At 72.3% G+C, this 14,610-nt stretch carries 14 protein-coding genes; 6 read left to right on the top strand and 8 right to left on the bottom strand.

The window, feature by feature from the left end; translation table 11 throughout:
* Positions 1 to 103 precede the first annotated feature (103 nt).
* Positions 104 to 1,204, top strand: coding sequence for an ionic transporter y4hA (locus ABZ794_RS29180; protein ID WP_210781698.1), 1,101 nt, complete (start codon positions 104 to 106; stop codon positions 1,202 to 1,204).
* Between the two features lie 136 nt (positions 1,205 to 1,340).
* Here ABZ794_RS29180 and ABZ794_RS29175 read toward each other — a convergent pair whose 3' ends face one another.
* Both ABZ794_RS29175 and ABZ794_RS29170 read right to left on the bottom strand, forming a co-directional pair.
* Positions 1,341 to 2,624, bottom strand: a complete 1,284-nt coding sequence (locus tag ABZ794_RS29175; protein ID WP_357518525.1) for a DUF6596 domain-containing protein — start codon at positions 2,622 to 2,624, stop codon at positions 1,341 to 1,343.
* The gene (locus ABZ794_RS29170; RefSeq protein ID WP_238661275.1) at positions 2,602 to 2,994 is read right to left on the bottom strand and encodes a YciI family protein; all 393 of its coding nucleotides are present in this window, start codon (positions 2,992 to 2,994) and stop codon (positions 2,602 to 2,604) included. Before ABZ794_RS29170 ends, ABZ794_RS29175 begins: the two co-directional genes overlap by 23 nt.
* Positions 2,995 to 3,803: 809 nt before the next feature.
* Between ABZ794_RS29170 and ABZ794_RS29165 the strand changes: the two genes are divergently transcribed.
* Both ABZ794_RS29165 and ABZ794_RS29160 read left to right on the top strand, forming a co-directional pair.
* Positions 3,804 to 4,547 carry a neutral zinc metallopeptidase gene (locus ABZ794_RS29165; protein WP_238688836.1) on the top strand — a complete coding sequence of 248 codons (744 nt, stop codon included), beginning with the start codon at positions 3,804 to 3,806 and terminating at the stop codon, positions 4,545 to 4,547.
* Between the two features lie 121 nt (positions 4,548 to 4,668).
* Positions 4,669 to 5,325 (top strand): HAD family phosphatase, encoded by a 657-nt coding sequence (locus ABZ794_RS29160; protein ID WP_357518552.1) that lies wholly within the window; start codon positions 4,669 to 4,671, stop codon positions 5,323 to 5,325.
* A gap of 48 nt (positions 5,326 to 5,373) precedes the next feature.
* Here the strand turns inward: ABZ794_RS29160 and ABZ794_RS29155 are convergent, their stop codons facing one another.
* From ABZ794_RS29155 to ABZ794_RS29135, 5 genes are all read right to left on the bottom strand, one after another.
* Positions 5,374 to 5,751, bottom strand: a complete 378-nt coding sequence (locus tag ABZ794_RS29155) for a carboxymuconolactone decarboxylase family protein (protein ID WP_238688837.1) — start codon at positions 5,749 to 5,751, stop codon at positions 5,374 to 5,376.
* Positions 5,752 to 5,907: 156 nt separating this feature from the next.
* A complete protein-coding gene (locus ABZ794_RS29150) occupies positions 5,908 to 8,463 on the bottom strand; it encodes an FtsX-like permease family protein (protein ID WP_357518522.1) in 2,556 nt (851 codons plus the stop codon).
* Positions 8,463 to 9,230 (bottom strand): ABC transporter ATP-binding protein, encoded by a 768-nt coding sequence (locus ABZ794_RS29145; RefSeq protein WP_210781706.1) that lies wholly within the window; start codon positions 9,228 to 9,230, stop codon positions 8,463 to 8,465. Before ABZ794_RS29145 ends, ABZ794_RS29150 begins: the two co-directional genes overlap by 1 nt.
* Positions 9,231 to 9,585: 355 nt before the next feature.
* The gene (locus tag ABZ794_RS29140; RefSeq protein WP_112673568.1) at positions 9,586 to 10,272 is read right to left on the bottom strand and encodes a response regulator transcription factor; all 687 of its coding nucleotides are present in this window, start codon (positions 10,270 to 10,272) and stop codon (positions 9,586 to 9,588) included.
* Between the two features lie 209 nt (positions 10,273 to 10,481).
* A complete protein-coding gene (locus ABZ794_RS29135) occupies positions 10,482 to 11,396 on the bottom strand; it encodes a PD-(D/E)XK nuclease family protein (protein ID WP_210781708.1) in 915 nt (304 codons plus the stop codon).
* Between the two features lie 77 nt (positions 11,397 to 11,473).
* Here ABZ794_RS29135 and ABZ794_RS29130 point away from each other — a divergent pair, with 77 nt between their 5' ends.
* Genes ABZ794_RS29130 through ABZ794_RS29120 form a run of 3 tightly spaced genes read left to right on the top strand, consistent with a single transcriptional unit; the run spans position 11,474 to position 14,245 of the window.
* Entirely contained in the window at positions 11,474 to 12,628 is a 1,155-nt protein-coding gene (locus tag ABZ794_RS29130; protein ID WP_357518519.1) for a site-2 protease family protein, read from the top strand.
* A gap of 44 nt (positions 12,629 to 12,672) precedes the next feature.
* A complete protein-coding gene (locus tag ABZ794_RS29125) occupies positions 12,673 to 13,626 on the top strand; it encodes a tRNA (adenine-N1)-methyltransferase (protein ID WP_112587916.1) in 954 nt (317 codons plus the stop codon).
* A 46-nt stretch (positions 13,627 to 13,672) separates the two neighbouring features.
* The gene (locus ABZ794_RS29120; protein ID WP_091408625.1) at positions 13,673 to 14,245 is read left to right on the top strand and encodes a hypothetical protein; all 573 of its coding nucleotides are present in this window, start codon (positions 13,673 to 13,675) and stop codon (positions 14,243 to 14,245) included.
* Between the two features lie 48 nt (positions 14,246 to 14,293).
* Here ABZ794_RS29120 and ABZ794_RS29115 read toward each other — a convergent pair whose 3' ends face one another.
* Positions 14,294 to 14,587: a ferredoxin gene (locus ABZ794_RS29115; RefSeq protein WP_091408893.1), complete on the bottom strand. Its 294-nt coding sequence runs from the start codon at positions 14,585 to 14,587 to the stop codon at positions 14,294 to 14,296.
* Between the last annotated feature and the right edge of the window lie 23 nt (positions 14,588 to 14,610).

Raw genomic sequence — 14,610 nt, 5'->3', positions numbered from 1 at the left:
GCGTAACCCATAGGTTACGGGTTTGCCGGTTGTGGACCGTCGACACCGCGGATCAGTGGTCGGTGGTGGGCACATGATCACCTGACCTGGCACTCTTTACGGCATGGCCGCCCTGCTTCGCTCCCGCTGGACCGACTGGACCTTCGTCGTACCCGTGCTCGCCGTCCTGGTATTGATGGTCACCTGGGGGCGGAGCCTGCCCGGCCCGATCATCGTGGTGGTCGCGGTGCTGCTCGGAGGTGCCGTGCTCGCGGCAGTGCACCACGCGGAGGTGGTCGCCCACCGGGTGGGGGAGCCGTACGGGTCGCTGGTGCTCGCCGTCGCGGTCACCGTGATCGAGGTCGCCCTCATCGTCACGCTGATGATCAGCGGCCCGGAGAAGACCCAGTCGCTCGCCCGGGACACCGTCTTCGCCGCCGTCATGATCACCTGTAACGGGATACTCGGCCTGTCCCTGCTGCTCGGGGCGCTGCGCCGTCGTGTCGCGGTGTTCAACCCGGAGGGCACCGGCGGAGCCCTGGCCACCGTGATCACCCTGGCCACCCTGAGTCTGGTCATCCCGACCTTCACCACGGCCCGGCCCGGCCCGGAGTTCAGCCCGGCCCAGCTCGCCTTCGCCGCCGTCGCCTCGCTGGCGCTCTACGGGCTGTTCGTGCTCGTGCAGACCGGCCGGCACCGCGACTACTTCCTGCCGGTCGACAGCCGGGGGCAGGTGATCGACGCGGAGGAGCACGCCAAGCCGCCCACCACCCGCGCGGCGCTGATGAGCCTGGGGCTGCTGCTGGTGGCGCTGGTCGCGGTGGTCGGCGACGCCAAGACCGTCTCGCCGACCATCGAGGCCGGCGTCGCCGCGGCGAACCTCCCGCACGCGTTCGTCGGCGTGATCATCGCCCTGCTCGTGCTGCTGCCGGAGACCCTGGCCGCCGCTCGCGCCGCCCGCCGCGACCGCGTGCAGATCAGCCTGAACCTCGCGCTCGGCTCGGCGATGGCCAGCATCGGTCTGACCATCCCGGCCATCGCGATCGCCTCGATCTGGTTGGACGGCCCGCTGCTGCTCGGCCTCGGCGGCACCCAGCTCGCCCTGCTCGCGCTCACCGCCGTGACCGCCGTCCTCACCGTGGTGCCCGGCCGGGCCAACGTGTTGCAGGGCGGCGTGCACCTGGTGCTGATGGCCGCCTTCGTCTTCCTGGCCGCCAGCCCGTGACCCGCACGGCCCGCCGGCTCGGCCCGTGACCCGCACGGCCCGCCGGCTCGGCCCGTGACCCGCACGGCCCGCCGGCTCGGCCCGTGACCCCGCGTGGCCTGTCGGCTCAGCCCGCGACCCGCACGGCCCGTGCGGGTCAGCCGGTGGGCGGCGGGTCGCCCGCGAGACGCTCCGCGCGGGCGTTCAGGTAGCGCTGCTGCGCCAGGTTCGTCGAGCGCGCCGCTGCCATCCGGTACGCCTCCCGCGCCGCGACCCGCTCACCCTCCAGCTCCCACAGGTGGGCGCGGGCGGCCGGCAGCCGAGGGTCGTCGGCGAGACGGGGGTCGTCGGCCAGGTCGGCGAGCAGCGCCAACCCGGCCGGCGCGCCCCGGCTCATGGCCACCGCCACCGCGTGGTTGAGCGTCACCACCGGGTTGTCGGACATCCCGAGGAGCACCTCGTACAGCGCGGTGATCTGCGCCCAGTCGGTGGCCGCCGCGCTGGGCGCCTCGTCGTGCACGGCCGCGATGGCCGCCTGGAGCTGGTACGCCCCGACCACCCCGTGCGGCAGCGCCCCGGTGATCAGCTCGACCCCCTCGGCGATCTGCTCGGCCCGCCACCGGGAGCGGTCCTGCTCGGCCATCGGCACCAGCTCACCGTGCGGGCCGATCCGCGCCGGCGCGCGGGCATCGGTGAGCAGCATCAACGCGAGCAGCCCGGTGACCTCGGGGTCCTCGGGCACCAGCCGGCGCACCAGCCGGGTCAGTCGGATCGCCTCGGCGGTCAGGTCGGCGCGCAGCAACCCGGGCCCGGCGGTGCGGGCGTACCCCTCCGTGAAGATCAGGTAGAGCACGTGCAGCACGGCGGCGAGCCGGTCGGCACGCTCCGGGCCGGTGGGCGGCGCGAACCGCAGGCCACTGTCACGGATCCGCTGCTTACCCCGACTGATCCGCCGGGTCATCGTCGCCTCCGGCACCAGGAACGCGCGCGCCACCTCGGCGGTGCTCAGCCCGCCCACCGCCCGCAGGGTGAGCGCGATCTGCGACGCCGCCGACAGCGCCGGGTGGCAGCACAGGAACAACAGGATGAGCGTGTCGTCGGCGTCCGCCGCTGGATGGTCGGCGGCGGGGGCGCGCCACTGCTCCGGCAGCACCCAGCGGGCCACCGTGTCCTCCCGCCGCATCCGGGCCTGCTCGCGACGCAGCAGGTCGGTCAGCCGACGGGACGCCACGGTGATCAGCCAGCCACGCGGATTCTCCGGTACGCCGTCGCGCGGCCAACCCTCCGCCGCGGCGATCAGCGCCTCCTGCACCGCGTCCTCGGCCGTGTCGAAGTGCCCGTAGCGGCGGACCAGCGCCCCGAGGACCCGCGGCGCCAGCTCGCGCAGCAGGTCCTCGGCGGGAGTCTCCGGCACCGGGTCAGCCGGCCAGGTCCTCGACACCGTCGAGCACCGGCCGCACGTCCACGTACCCACCGGGGGCGTCCGGGTCGACCAGGCCGGCGGCGATCTCGGTGGCCCGGTCGAAGCTGGCGCACTCCACGATGGTGTAACCGGCGAGGACCTCCTGCGTCTCCGGGTACGGGCCGTCGGTGACCACTGGTGCCCCCTCGCGCACCTGCACCCGGCGGGCGTGCACCGGCTCGCTCAGCCCTCGGGCGTCGACCAACTCCCCGGACTCGGCCAGCGCCTGGTGGAAGGTCTCCATGTGCTTGTGCATCGCCGCGATCTGCTCGGCCGACATCGCCGGCCGGTCGGAAGCCCGCCCGGACAGCACGTCGTAGTCCTGCTGCGACCCATAGAGCAAAATCATGTACTTCACGGTTCTTCCCCTCCTCCTGCCAGAGCACCACCCCGGTGCCCACAGGAAACGTCGAACCCAACCCCCGGTCCCGGACACGCCAACCCCACCTGATCTGTTGATCAAGAGGTTTCTGTCACGACACGCCGGACGGGACGACGCGAACCTCTTGATCACCGGAGCGCAGGGGGTGGTGGGTGGGGCCTAGGTTGGTGGGATGACGGTGGTGTGGGTGGTGGTGGGTGTTTTCGTTCTTGTGGCGGGGGTGGCGTTTGGCGTTGTCGTGCGGCGGGGGCGGGTCGCTGAGGTCGGGGGCGACGACTCTCGGGCTGGGCGGGACGCTCGGGAGCGCCAGCAGCGGTACGAGGCCGAGCGGCACGGTGACCAGGGTGACACGTGGCAGCGCGGTCGGGAGTCGGGCGGATGAGCGACCCTACTGGCCGTACGAGCGGCGCAGCCGGCCGTTGATCAGGTAGTTGAGGCGGGTGGCGTAGGTGGCCGAGGGTGCTCTCGCTCGGCAGCTCCCCGTCGGTGGTGAGCATCCAGCGCAGCGTGCAGTCCCCGCCGGGCAGCCCGGGAGTCACGTCGAAGCGGATCCGGTCCAACGGTCGGTGCGGCCACAGCGACGACGGTGCCCCGCGCCCACCCGGGCCCGCCGCGCGACACCACCCCAGCCCACCCGGGCCCGCCGCGCGACAGCCCATCCGGGCTCAGGGCCGTGAACCGTCCGGCCGTGCCGTACGTGAAACCGGTGACGGGCGTTTCGGTCCTATCGTCGGGGTACTAGTACCAGGCCGAGCACCGATGTCTGGGGAGGCACAGTGGGGGCACGGTTCGGACGCGACGCGCGAGGCCCGGTGGCGGGTCTGCTGATCGCCGCCCTGGTCTCCCTCGCCTGCGCCGGCGGTGGTCTGGCCGAGCCGGAGGCCGAGCGTCCCGGGGCGACCCCGTCGGCAGCGTCACCGGGACCGAGCACCACCCGGGCCGACAGCACCACCAGCGTCGCCGAGTTCGAGCAGGACGTCGCCGACGCGCAGGCGGTCGCCGAGCGGTACTGGGCGGCCCAGTTCAAGGAATCCGGGCAGCGGTTCCGACCGATCCGGCGGATCATCCCGTACCAGCGCGACGGCGAGGTGTCCTGCGGCGGCCAGTCGTTGCCCCGCAACAACGCCGTCTACTGCTCGCAGGGCGACTTCATCGCGTACGACGTCGCCTGGTCGGTGGCGGCGTTCCGCCAGGTCGGCGACGCGTTCGTGTTCTACCTGCTCGGGCACGAGTACGCGCACGCCATCCAGGTGCGGCTCGGCATCAACTACAGCTTCACCATCCAGCAGGAGTTGCAGGCCGACTGCATGGCCGGGGCGTACCTCGGCGACTCGGTGCGCTCGCGGGCCCTGACCCTCGCCGAGGGCGACCTGGACGAGTTCCGCGAGGGGGTGGCGGCGGTCGGCGACGACCCGGACCAGCCGTGGTTTGCGGAAGGGGCGCACGGCACCGCCGAGCAGCGCACCGACATGTTCTTCCGGGGGTACGAGGGTTCCCTGAAGGAGTGCGACCTGGGCTGAACGGGGTTGCCCGGATCACCCTGGCGCCCGTTGCCGCCACCGGCCCCGGCGGCTGCTGGCAGGATCGCCGGTGTCGGTCACGACCCTGGAGGTTCCGCTGAGCAGCCATCACCCCGCCGCTGTGCTCTTCGACATGGACGGCACGTTGGTCGACAGCGAGAAGCTGTGGGACGTCGCGTTGCAGGAACTCGCCAAGGAGTACGGCGGGGAACTCTCCGTCGACGCCCGCCAGTCGATCATCGGCACCGCCATGGCCGAGTCGATGCGCATCCTGCACGACGACCTGGGGCAGCCCGAACGGGATCCGGCGATCAGCGCGGCGTGGATCAACGCCCGGATCCTGGAGCTGTTCCGCACCGGTCTGCGCTGGCGGCCGGGCGCGTTCGACCTGTTGCGCGCGGTCCGCGCGGCGGGAATCCCCACCGCGCTGGTCACCTCCAGCCCTCGGGCGCTGGTCGAGATCGCCCTGGACACCCTCGGTCGGGACAACTTCGACACTGTGGTCGCCGGCGACGAGGTGGTGGCGGCCAAGCCGCACCCCGAGCCGTACCTGACCGCCGCCCGGCTGCTGGGTGTGCCGATCGAGCGTTGTGTGGCGATCGAGGACTCACCGACCGGGGTCGCCAGCGCGCTCGCCTCGGGTGCTGGGGTCCTGGCCGTACCGGCCGAGGTGGCGTTGCCGAGCACTGTCGGCGTACGCCAGGTGGAGAGCCTGACCGGCGTGGACCTGACGCTGCTCGCGTCGCTGCTGACCGACCGGGCCGCGGCGACCGGCTGACCCGCCCGGCGCGGGCCGGCGGCGCTCGGCTGTCCCGACCGGCCGGGTTCAGTGGCGCTCGGCGAAGACCGAGACGACCACCTGGTAGCTGTCGAACGCCCGCGCCGCCCCCGCGTACGCGGCCAGGTGGATGAACAGCTCGACGATCTCCTCCGGGGTCACGCCCGAGGTCAGCGCGATGCGCAGCTGCCCGCGCAGCGGCTCGTGGGTGCCGAGGGCGGCGGCGATCGCCACCGAGACCAGGCACCGGCTGCGCAGGTCAAGGCCCTCCCGGGGCCAGGCCGCGCCGAAGGTCTGCACGGTGGCGAGACGACGGAAGTCGTGCCCCACCGACGGCTCACCCTCGCCGAGCGGCAGGGCCAACGGCTGCCCGAGCAGCCGCTCGGCGTTGTCGAGTGCCCGCTGGTACGCGTCCTGATCGGTCATGTCACCGGCCCCGGCTCTGCGGCCGCCCGCTCGCGGGGCGGGCCGGCGCCCTGCCGGCAGCACCAGCCTGGCAGTCGCGCACGGGCGGCCGAGGGGGAATGGGACAGGCAGAGGCCCCCGGTCGCGGATGGCGACCGGGGGCCTCGGCAGTGCCGATCAGTCGTGGGCGATGGCGCCCAGGACGTTGATCCGGGCCGCCCGGACGGCCGGGAGCACCGCGGCCACCACGCCGATGATGGCGGCGAGACCGAGGAAGACACCCATCTGCCCCCACGGCAGGATCAGGTCGGTGATGCCCTCGTCCTTGAGGGCCTCGACCACGGCCGCGCCGAGCCCGGTGCCCACCACCACGCCGAGCAGCGCGCCGAACACCGAGATCACCACGGCCTCCACGGTGATCATGCCCATGGTCTGGGACCGGCGCAGGCCGATCGCCCGGAGCAGGCCCAACTCGCGGGTCCGCTCCAGCACCGACAGGGCCAGGGTGTTGATGATGCCCAGTACGGCGATCACGATGGCCAGCGCGAGCAGGATCTGGATCATCGTGAGCAGCCCGTCGAGCGAACTGGTCTGCTGCTTGATGAACGCGTCCCGGTCGGCCACCGACACCTCGGGGCTGTCCGCGAGCAACGCCTCCACCTGCGGCTGGACGTCGGACACCCGGGTGCCCGGGTCCAGCTGGATGAAGCCCTGGATGGGCTGCGGAATGGCGAAGTCCTTCGCCGCGGTCGCCGGCAGCGTGACCGGGTTGGTCAGCTGCGACGACTCGTAGATGCCGCTGATCGTGTAGGTGCGTGCCTCGCCCCGGGTCAGCTGCACGTTGACAGTGGAGCCCACCGACCAGCCACGGGACGTGGCAGTGTCCGAGCTGGCGAGCATCTGCGTCGGCCCGAGCCGGTCGATGTCCCCGGCAACCGGCTTCGCCCCGAAGATCTGCCGCAGCGACGCGACGTCGCTACTCGCCGCGACCCAGGTGCTCTCGCCGTCGATCCGCCCCATGTCGCCGTACTCGCCGTCGACCAACCGCACACCGGGCAGGGCCTTGGCCTGGTCCAGCACACCCGGGTCGAAGGTCGGCGGACGCGGGCCGCCCTGCTGGCCGGCGATCACCAGCTCGGCCTTGATGGTGTCCTGGGCGAGCGCGCTGATGCTGCCCTTGGCCGAGTCGAGGATCACCGTGACGCCGGTGACCAGCGCGATGCCGACCATCAGCGCGGCGGCCGTGATCGCCGTACGACGTGGGTTGCGCCCCGAGTTGAGCCGGCCCAGCTTGCCCGGCACCGACCAGGAGAAGATCGCCCCGAGCAGGCTCACCACCGGCCGGCTGATCAGCGGAGTCAGCAGCGCCACCCCGATGAAGGCGAACAGCACCCCACCGAGGATGGTCGACAGCGTCTGACCCCCGGCGTTGCCGCTGAGCCCGAGGAACAGCAGCACCGCGCCGACTCCGGTGACCAGCGACCCGGCCACCGTGATCTTGGTCAACGGCCGGTCCGGGGTGGCCACGTCCTGCATGGCCGCGATCGGCGGGATCCGGGACGCCCGCAGCGCCGGCAGCAACGCCGCCACCACGGTGATCACCAAACCGACGGCGAACGAACCGATCACCGCGGCCGCCGGCACGCCGATGCCGGCCAGTGTGAGCCCACCGGCGAGCTTGCCGAACAGGAACGCCAGCAGCGCGCCCACCCCGATGCCGGCGGCGAGGCCGAGCACCGACGCGATCAACCCCACCGCGATGGCCTCCAGCACCACCGAACCGATGATCTGCCGCCCGCTGGCCCCGATGGCGCGCATCAGCGCCAACTCCCGGGTCCGCTGCGCCACGATGATCGAGAAGGTGTTGAGGATCAGGAAGGTGCCCACCAGCAGCGCCACCGCGGCGAAGCCGAGCAGGATCTTGTTGAAGAAGGACAGGCCCTCCTTCAGGCTGGCCGAGGCGTCCGCGGCCACCTGCTCGCCGGTCTTCACCTCGAAGTCCGCGCCCAGAGTGCGCGCCACGTCGTCGCGCAGCTTCTCGTCGGAGACCCCGTCGGCGGCCTGCACGGTGATGCTGTTGAACACGTCCGGCTCGCCCAGCATCAGCCGCTGCGCCACCGGCGTGGTGAAGAAGACCTCGTTGACCCCGCCGATCGAGTCCCGGTCACCGCTGTAACCGAAGACGCCGACCAGTGTGAAGTCCCGCTTCTTCGACTCGAACGCGGTCAGCACGCCGACCTTCTGGCCGACCTGCACCTTCGCGGCCGTGGCCAACGCCTTGTTGATGACGATCTCGTCCTCGGCCTGCGGCGCGCGCCCCTCACGCAGCTTCAGCAACTCGCTCTCGCCGGTCCAGTTCTCGCCCAACTGCGGCGGACCGAACGAGGTGACGACCTTGCCGTTGCTGCCGATCACCCGGGCGCCGTCGGCGTTGACCACGCCGGTCGCCGAGGCCGCCCCCGGCACCTGCTTCACCCGGTCCACCAGGGCGGCCGGTAGCGGGGCGACGGTCTGCTCGCCCTCCAACTCGTTGACCTGCACCTTCGGCTTCGCCGCGACGTTCACGTCGATCTCGGAGAAACCGTCGGCGAAGACCGAGTCGAAGGAGCGACCCAGCGTGTCGGTGAGCACGAACGCGCCGGAGACGAACATCACCCCGAGCACCACCGCCAGGCCGGACAGGATCAGCCGGACCTTACGGGCCAGCAGACTCTTCAGCGTCGCGCGGAACATCAGTTGCCCACCTCGGCCGCGGTGTCCAGCTTCTTCATGGTGTCCAGCACCGTCTCGGCGGTCGGCTCGATCAGCTCCGAGACGATCTCGCCGTCGGCGAGGAAGACCACCCGGTCGGCGTACGCGGCGGCCGTCGGATCGTGGGTGACCATGACGATGGTCTGGCCGTGCTCCCGAACCGAGTTACGCAGGAAGTTGAGCACCTCCGCGCCGGAGCGCGAGTCCAGGTTGCCGGTCGGCTCGTCCGCGAAGATCACCTCGGGGCGGGAAACCAGCGCCCGGGCGCACGCCACCCGCTGCTGCTGCCCACCGGAGAGCTGCGCCGGCCGGTGGTCCAGCCGGTCCTTCAGACCCACCGTCTCGATCACCGTGTCGTACCAGGCCGGGTCCGGCTTGCGCCCGGCGATCGACAGCGGCAACAGGATGTTCTCCTTGGCCGTCAGCGTCGGCAGCAGGTTGAACTGCTGGAAGATGAAGCCCACCTTGTCGCGGCGCAGCTTCGTCAACCCCGCGTCGCCCAGCCCCGTGACAGTCGTCTCACCGATCGACACCGTCCCCCGGGTCACCGAGTCCAGGCCGGCCAGGCAGTGCATCAGCGTCGACTTACCGGAACCCGACGGGCCCATGATCGCGGTGAAGCGGCCACGTTCGAACTCCGCGCTGACCCCCCGCAGCGCGATGACCTGAGCCTCGCCGCTGCCGTACACCTTCCACACGTCGTTCGCCCGGGCCGCGGCCTGCGCCTGCTGGCCTACCGTCGCGGTCACGTCATCTACCTCTTCCGTCTGTCCGAAAATGCACGCCGCCCCCCGATGGTCCGGCGCGACTGTTCAATCATCGGTGCTGCACCCGCCCGCCCCGTCCAACCCTGGGGGGACCCGGCGCGGATTTCCCGCTGCGGGTGCACCCCCATGTCGCATCAGGGTTGCCCCTGAGTCGACGGCCGGTCGACCGTTTTTTCCCACGGCGGCGGGCGGCAGCACCGACACTTGCACCTGACGCCACAGGAGGGTCAACCGAACCGAGCCATCTCCGGTCACGGTAGGTGACGACGGCAATGGCAGCCGTCCCCCCACGGAGGGATCTTCGAGTACGCCGGGTGAGGTACCCGGGCCGGCGGAACTACGCCCGGGGGCGGACCAGCCCCGACTCGTACGCCAGCACCACCGCCTGCACCCGGTCGCGCAGCCGCAGCTTGGTCAGCACATGCCCGACGTGCGTCTTGATGGTGGTTTCGCTCACCGACAGGACCGTCGCGATCTCGGCGTTGGACAGCCCCCGGGCGACCTGCACGAGCACCTCGCGCTCCCGGTCGGTGAGCGCGTTGAGCGCCGCCGACGGCGTCGCCGCCGGATCGGGCAGCAGTTCGGCGAACCGGTCCAGCAGTCGCCGCAGGATCCGAGGTGTCACCACCGCGTCCCCGCCGGCGACAGTGCGGATCGCCGCGATCAGATCCTCGGCCGGCACGTCCTTGGCCAGGAACCCGCTGGCGCCGGCCCGCAACGCGCCCACCACGTACTCGTCCAGGTCGAAGGTGGTGAGCACCAGCACCCGTACCGGCAGCCGGGCGTCGACGATGGCCCGGGTCGCCGCCACCCCGTCCATCCGGGGCATCCGGATGTCCATCAGTACGACGTCGGGCAGCAGCCGGCGGGACAGCTCCACCGCCTCCACGCCGTCACCGGCCTCCGCCACCACGTCCAGGTCGCTCTCGGCGCCCAGCACCATCCGGAACCCGGTCCGCAGCAGCGGCTGGTCGTCGGCGAGCAGGATCCGCACCGGCCGCGCCGAGGGCGCCTGATCGCTCATCTCGTCCTCCGTCCCGCCGACATCGTGGCGCGCACCGGTCATCCTCGCGTACCGGAGCCGGTGCGTCGCGGATCACCGTAGAGGCCGGCCGGTCGCCCTGTCCCGACCGCAGCGGCACCACTGCGGTCGGGTTTCCGGCGTCGGCGTGCGGCAGGCGGTCCCGGCGGCCTGAATCGCCGTGCCGGGCGTACGCGTCGCTCAGGAGGCCGTCACTCGTCCGCGCCCGGCGCCACCGGGGTGGACCGGGAGTCGCGCAGGGGGTCGGCGCTCACGGCGGCGACCGGGAACGGCGGCGGGGTGCCGCCGAAGCTGGGACAGAGCGCCTGGTGGCTGCACCAGTCGCAGAGCCGGCTCGGCCGGGGGCGGAAATCCTGCCGGGCGGTGGCCTGCTCGATGGCCCGCCACAGCGCCACCACGGTGCGCTCGAAGCGGACCAGCTCGTCGGCGTCAGGGGTGTAGTCCAACACCTCGGCGTCGCGTAGATAGAGCAGCCGCAGCACCCGGGGCACCACGCCCCGGGTGCGCCACAGCACCAGGGCGTAGAACTTCAGCTGGAACAGCGCCCGCGCCTCGAACGCCTCCCGCGGAGCGCCCCCGGTCTTGTAGTCGACCACCCGCAGCGCGCCGTCCGGAGCGACGTCGAGCCGGTCGAGGTAGCCCCGGATCAGCAACTCCTCGTCGACGACCGCGGAGATCAGGCTCTCGCGTTCGGCCGGCTCCAGCCGGGTCGGATCCTCCACCGCGAAGTAACCCTGCAGCAGCCCGGCGGCGGAGCGGAGGAACTCCACCGGGCCGGCCGGCTCCGCGCCGTCGAAGATCCCGGCCAGCTCCGGCTGCTCGGTGACCAGCCGGTCCCACTGGGGGGCCACCAGGTCGCCGGCTGCCTCCGGTGTGCGGCCGGTGGCCGGCAGGTCGAACAGGCGCTCCAGCACCGCGTGCACCAACGTGCCCCGGGCCTGCTCGATGGTGGTGCGCTCGGGCAGCCGGTCGATGCTGCGGAACCGGTAGAGCAGCGGGCAGGTCTTGAAATCCGCCGCCCGTGACGGCGACAGCGAGGCCCGCACCGTCGGCGGCGCCTGCGCCGCGGGGGAGGGCTGGGAGGTGGTGACCGATTCCGCCGTCATGTCGGCAAAGGTTAGGGCACCGGTGTGACACCGACCGCCGCCCGCCCCACACAGCGACGGTCCGTAGCATCGTGGCGATGGAGCAGACAACCAGGCCGCCGCGCCGACCGGACCGACGTCTCGGCCTGAACGTCGGCAAGGTGTTCGGGGTGCCGCTGTACCTCAACGGCTCCATGGTCCTGCTCGCGGTGCTCATCGCGGTGCTGTACGGCGAGTTCGCCCGCCGACAACTGGACCTGCCGCAGGTCAGCGGCTACCTGATCGGCTTCGGGTTCGTCGTGTCGCTGCTCGGCTCGGTGCTGCTGCACGAGCTGGGCCACGCCCTCACCGCCCGGCGGTACGGCATCGGTGTGCGCGGGATCACCCTGGAGCTGCTCGGCGGTTACACCGAGATGGACCGGGACGCCCCGTCGCCCCGCGTCGACCTGCTGGTCTCGCTGGCCGGCCCGGCGGTCTCCGCGGTGCTCGGCGTCCTGGCGGTCGCCGCCACGCTCGCCCTGCCCGAGGGGACCGTGGCCCACCAGCTCGCCTTCCAGCTCGCGGTCAGCAACGTCATCGTGGCGCTGTTCAACAGCCTGCCCGGGCTGCCGCTCGACGGCGGCCGGGCGCTGCGCGCCGCAGTGTGGGGGCTGACCCGCGACCGGCACCTCGGCACCGAGGTCGCCGGGTGGGCCGGCCGGGTCGTCGCCGTCGGCACCGCGGCCCTGGTCCTGCTGCTCACAGTCGAGCGGCGGCTGGCGCCGCTGGCGCTGCCGCTGATGCTGCTGGTCGCCGTCACCCTCTGGCGTGGCGCCGGCCAGTCGATCCGGGCCGCCCGGGTCAGCCGCCGGTTCCCGCTGATCGACCTCGCCCGGCTGGCCCGTCCGGTCTGGCCGGTGGCCACCGGTACGCCACTGGCCGAGGCCCAGCGCCGGCGCGCCGAGAGCGGGCAGCCCGGCGCCGCGCTGCTGGTCACCGACTCCACCGGTCGGCCGGTGGCGCTGGTCGACCCGGCCGCCGCCGACGCGGTGCCGGCTGAGCGCCGACCGTGGCTGGCGGTGGACGCCGTCGCCCGGTCGCTGGGCACCCTTCCCACGTTGTCGGTCGGGTGGGACGGCGAGCGGGTGATGGAGGCCGTACAGACCTACCCGGGCGCACAGTACGTGGTGACGTCAGGCGAAGATGTCGTCGGCATTCTGCACATCGCGGACCTGGCACAGCTCCTCGAACCCAACCGGAAGATGACACCGTGACCGCAACTCCCTCCACCGTCGCCGCCGACCCCGCCAACCGGGCGCTGACACCCGTGCACCGTGGGCCGTTCCGGCCCGGCGACCGGGTCCAGCTGACCGACCCCAAGGGGCGGATGCACACAGTGACGCTGGAGCCCGGCAAGGAGTTCCACACCCACCGCGGCATCCTGGCGCACGACGCGCTGATCGGGCTCCCCGACGGCAGCGTGGTGACCACCGCCGGTGGCGGCACCGCGTTCCTGGCCCTGCGGCCGCTCCTGTCGGACTACGTGCTGTCCATGCCGCGCGGCGCCCAGGTGATCTACCCCAAGGACTCGGCGCAGATCGTGGCGATGGGCGACATCTTCCCCGGCGCGAAGGTCCTCGAGGCCGGCGCCGGTTCCGGCGCGTTGAGCTGCTCCCTGCTGCGCGCCGTCGGCACCGAGGGCGAGCTGCACTCGTTCGAACTGCGCGACGACTTCGCCCAGATCGCCAAGCGCAACGTCGAGGCGTTCTTCAACGGGCCGCACCCCTCGTGGAACCTGCACGTCGGCGACGTCGCGCAGTGCCGGGAGACCGGCTTCGACCGGATCATCCTGGACATGCTGACCCCCTGGGAGACCCTCGACATGGTCGAGCGGGCGCTGGTGCCCGGTGGAGTGTTCATCGGTTACGTCGCCACCACACCGCAGCTCTCCGAGCTGGTGGAGGCGCTGCGCGAGCGCGGCGGCTGGACCGAGCCACGGGCCTGGGAGTCCCTGGTGCGCGACTGGCACGCCGAGGGCCTCGCCGTCCGTCCGGACCACCGGATGATCGCGCACACCGCCTTCCTGGTGTCCGCGCGCAAGCTGGCCCCGGGGGTCACCGCGCCGCCGCGCCGGCGCAAGCCCAGCAAGGGCACCGAGGCGTACGCCCAGCGCCGCCAGGACCTGCGCGAGGCGGAGGCGGCCCGACAGGCCGCCGCCGCGCAGGCCGCGGGCGCGCAACCCAACGGTGCGGGGGAGATGGACAGGCCGTGACCATCGAGCTGGGTGTCGGCAGCGCCGAGCAGGGGGAGACGCTGGCATGAGCCGACCGGGCTACGGCGGTGGGGACCTCCCCGCGGTCTTTCCCGACTGGTCGCCCTACCAGGATCTGGAGTCGGCGGCGCGGGCCTACCTGCGCGACCCGGACGTCGCCCTGGAGGCGCTCGGCGGCGTGCTGCGCGGCGCGTCGGTGCTCGGCTTCACCCTGGAACGCTTCGTCAACGAGGTCAACGGGGTGTGGCAGGAGGTAGTGGTCTGCGACGGCAGCCGGCTCATCCTCTGGCACGGCGAGGACGTACCGCCGGAGGAGGGCCCGCCGGGCTCGATGACGTCGTCGCTGCGGGTGGTGCCGGTCTCCACTGTCACCGAGGTGGGCTGCCGGCGGCGGCTCAACCGTGCCGAGAGCGGCGAGATCCGGGTCGACAGCATCGACGTCTACCTGCTGCTCACCTCGTTGGACGAGGCGCCGCCGAGCGAGGAGATGGCCGGCACCCCTCGGCACGACGCGTTGCGCTTCGGCAAGACCCTCGACGACGGCGGGGCCGGGCAGATCGCCCGGTTGGAGGAGTTCGCGCGGTTGGTCGCCTCGGTGGTCGGCCGTCCGATGCTCTGAGGCGTACCCGAACTGGCCCGGCCGGGCCGTCGCGGCCCGGGCCGTGGGTCAGTCTTCCTCGGCGTCCGGGCCGGCGACCTCGACGCCGTCGCCGCGCACCACGTGGATGCAGTCGCCCGGGCACTCCTTCGCGGAGTCGATCACCTCGAGTCGCAGGTGCGCGGGGACGTCGACCCGGCTGCCCGGTGCCATCCGCAGCTCACCGTCGACGCCCTTGACGTAGGCCAGACCGTCGATGTCGAACTCGAACACCTCCGGCGCGTACTGCACGCAGAGCCCGTCGCCCGTGCAGAGGTCCTGGTCGACCCAGACCTGCAGTTCGTCGGTCGCGACCTCGGCCACCTGTGCACCCCCCATGTTCTCCC

Origin of the sequence: Micromonospora sp. NPDC047187 (assembly GCF_040643355.1) — a bacterium.
Taxonomy (GTDB): domain Bacteria; phylum Actinomycetota; class Actinomycetes; order Mycobacteriales; family Micromonosporaceae; genus Micromonospora; species Micromonospora salmantinae.
The sequence above is the reverse complement of the archived record's forward strand: the minus strand, read 5'-3'. Positions and strand labels throughout refer to the sequence as shown.

Excerpts from the sequence above, each read along its gene's own strand:
- ABZ794_RS29180 (WP_210781698.1), top strand. The coding sequence starts at position 104 with ATGGCCGCCCTGCTTCGCTCCCGCTGGACCGACTGGACCTTCGTCGTA.
- ABZ794_RS29170 (WP_238661275.1), bottom strand. The coding sequence starts at position 2,994 with ATGATTTTGCTCTATGGGTCGCAGCAGGACTACGACGTGCTGTCCGGG.
- ABZ794_RS29155 (WP_238688837.1), bottom strand. The coding sequence starts at position 5,751 with ATGACCGATCAGGACGCGTACCAGCGGGCACTCGACAACGCCGAGCGG.
- ABZ794_RS29150 (WP_357518522.1), bottom strand. The coding sequence starts at position 8,463 with ATGTTCCGCGCGACGCTGAAGAGTCTGCTGGCCCGTAAGGTCCGGCTG.
- ABZ794_RS29140 (WP_112673568.1), bottom strand. The coding sequence starts at position 10,272 with ATGAGCGATCAGGCGCCCTCGGCGCGGCCGGTGCGGATCCTGCTCGCC.
- ABZ794_RS29135 (WP_210781708.1), bottom strand. The coding sequence starts at position 11,396 with ATGACGGCGGAATCGGTCACCACCTCCCAGCCCTCCCCCGCGGCGCAG.
- ABZ794_RS29130 (WP_357518519.1), top strand. The coding sequence starts at position 11,474 with ATGGAGCAGACAACCAGGCCGCCGCGCCGACCGGACCGACGTCTCGGC.
- ABZ794_RS29120 (WP_091408625.1), top strand. The coding sequence starts at position 13,673 with ATGAGCCGACCGGGCTACGGCGGTGGGGACCTCCCCGCGGTCTTTCCC.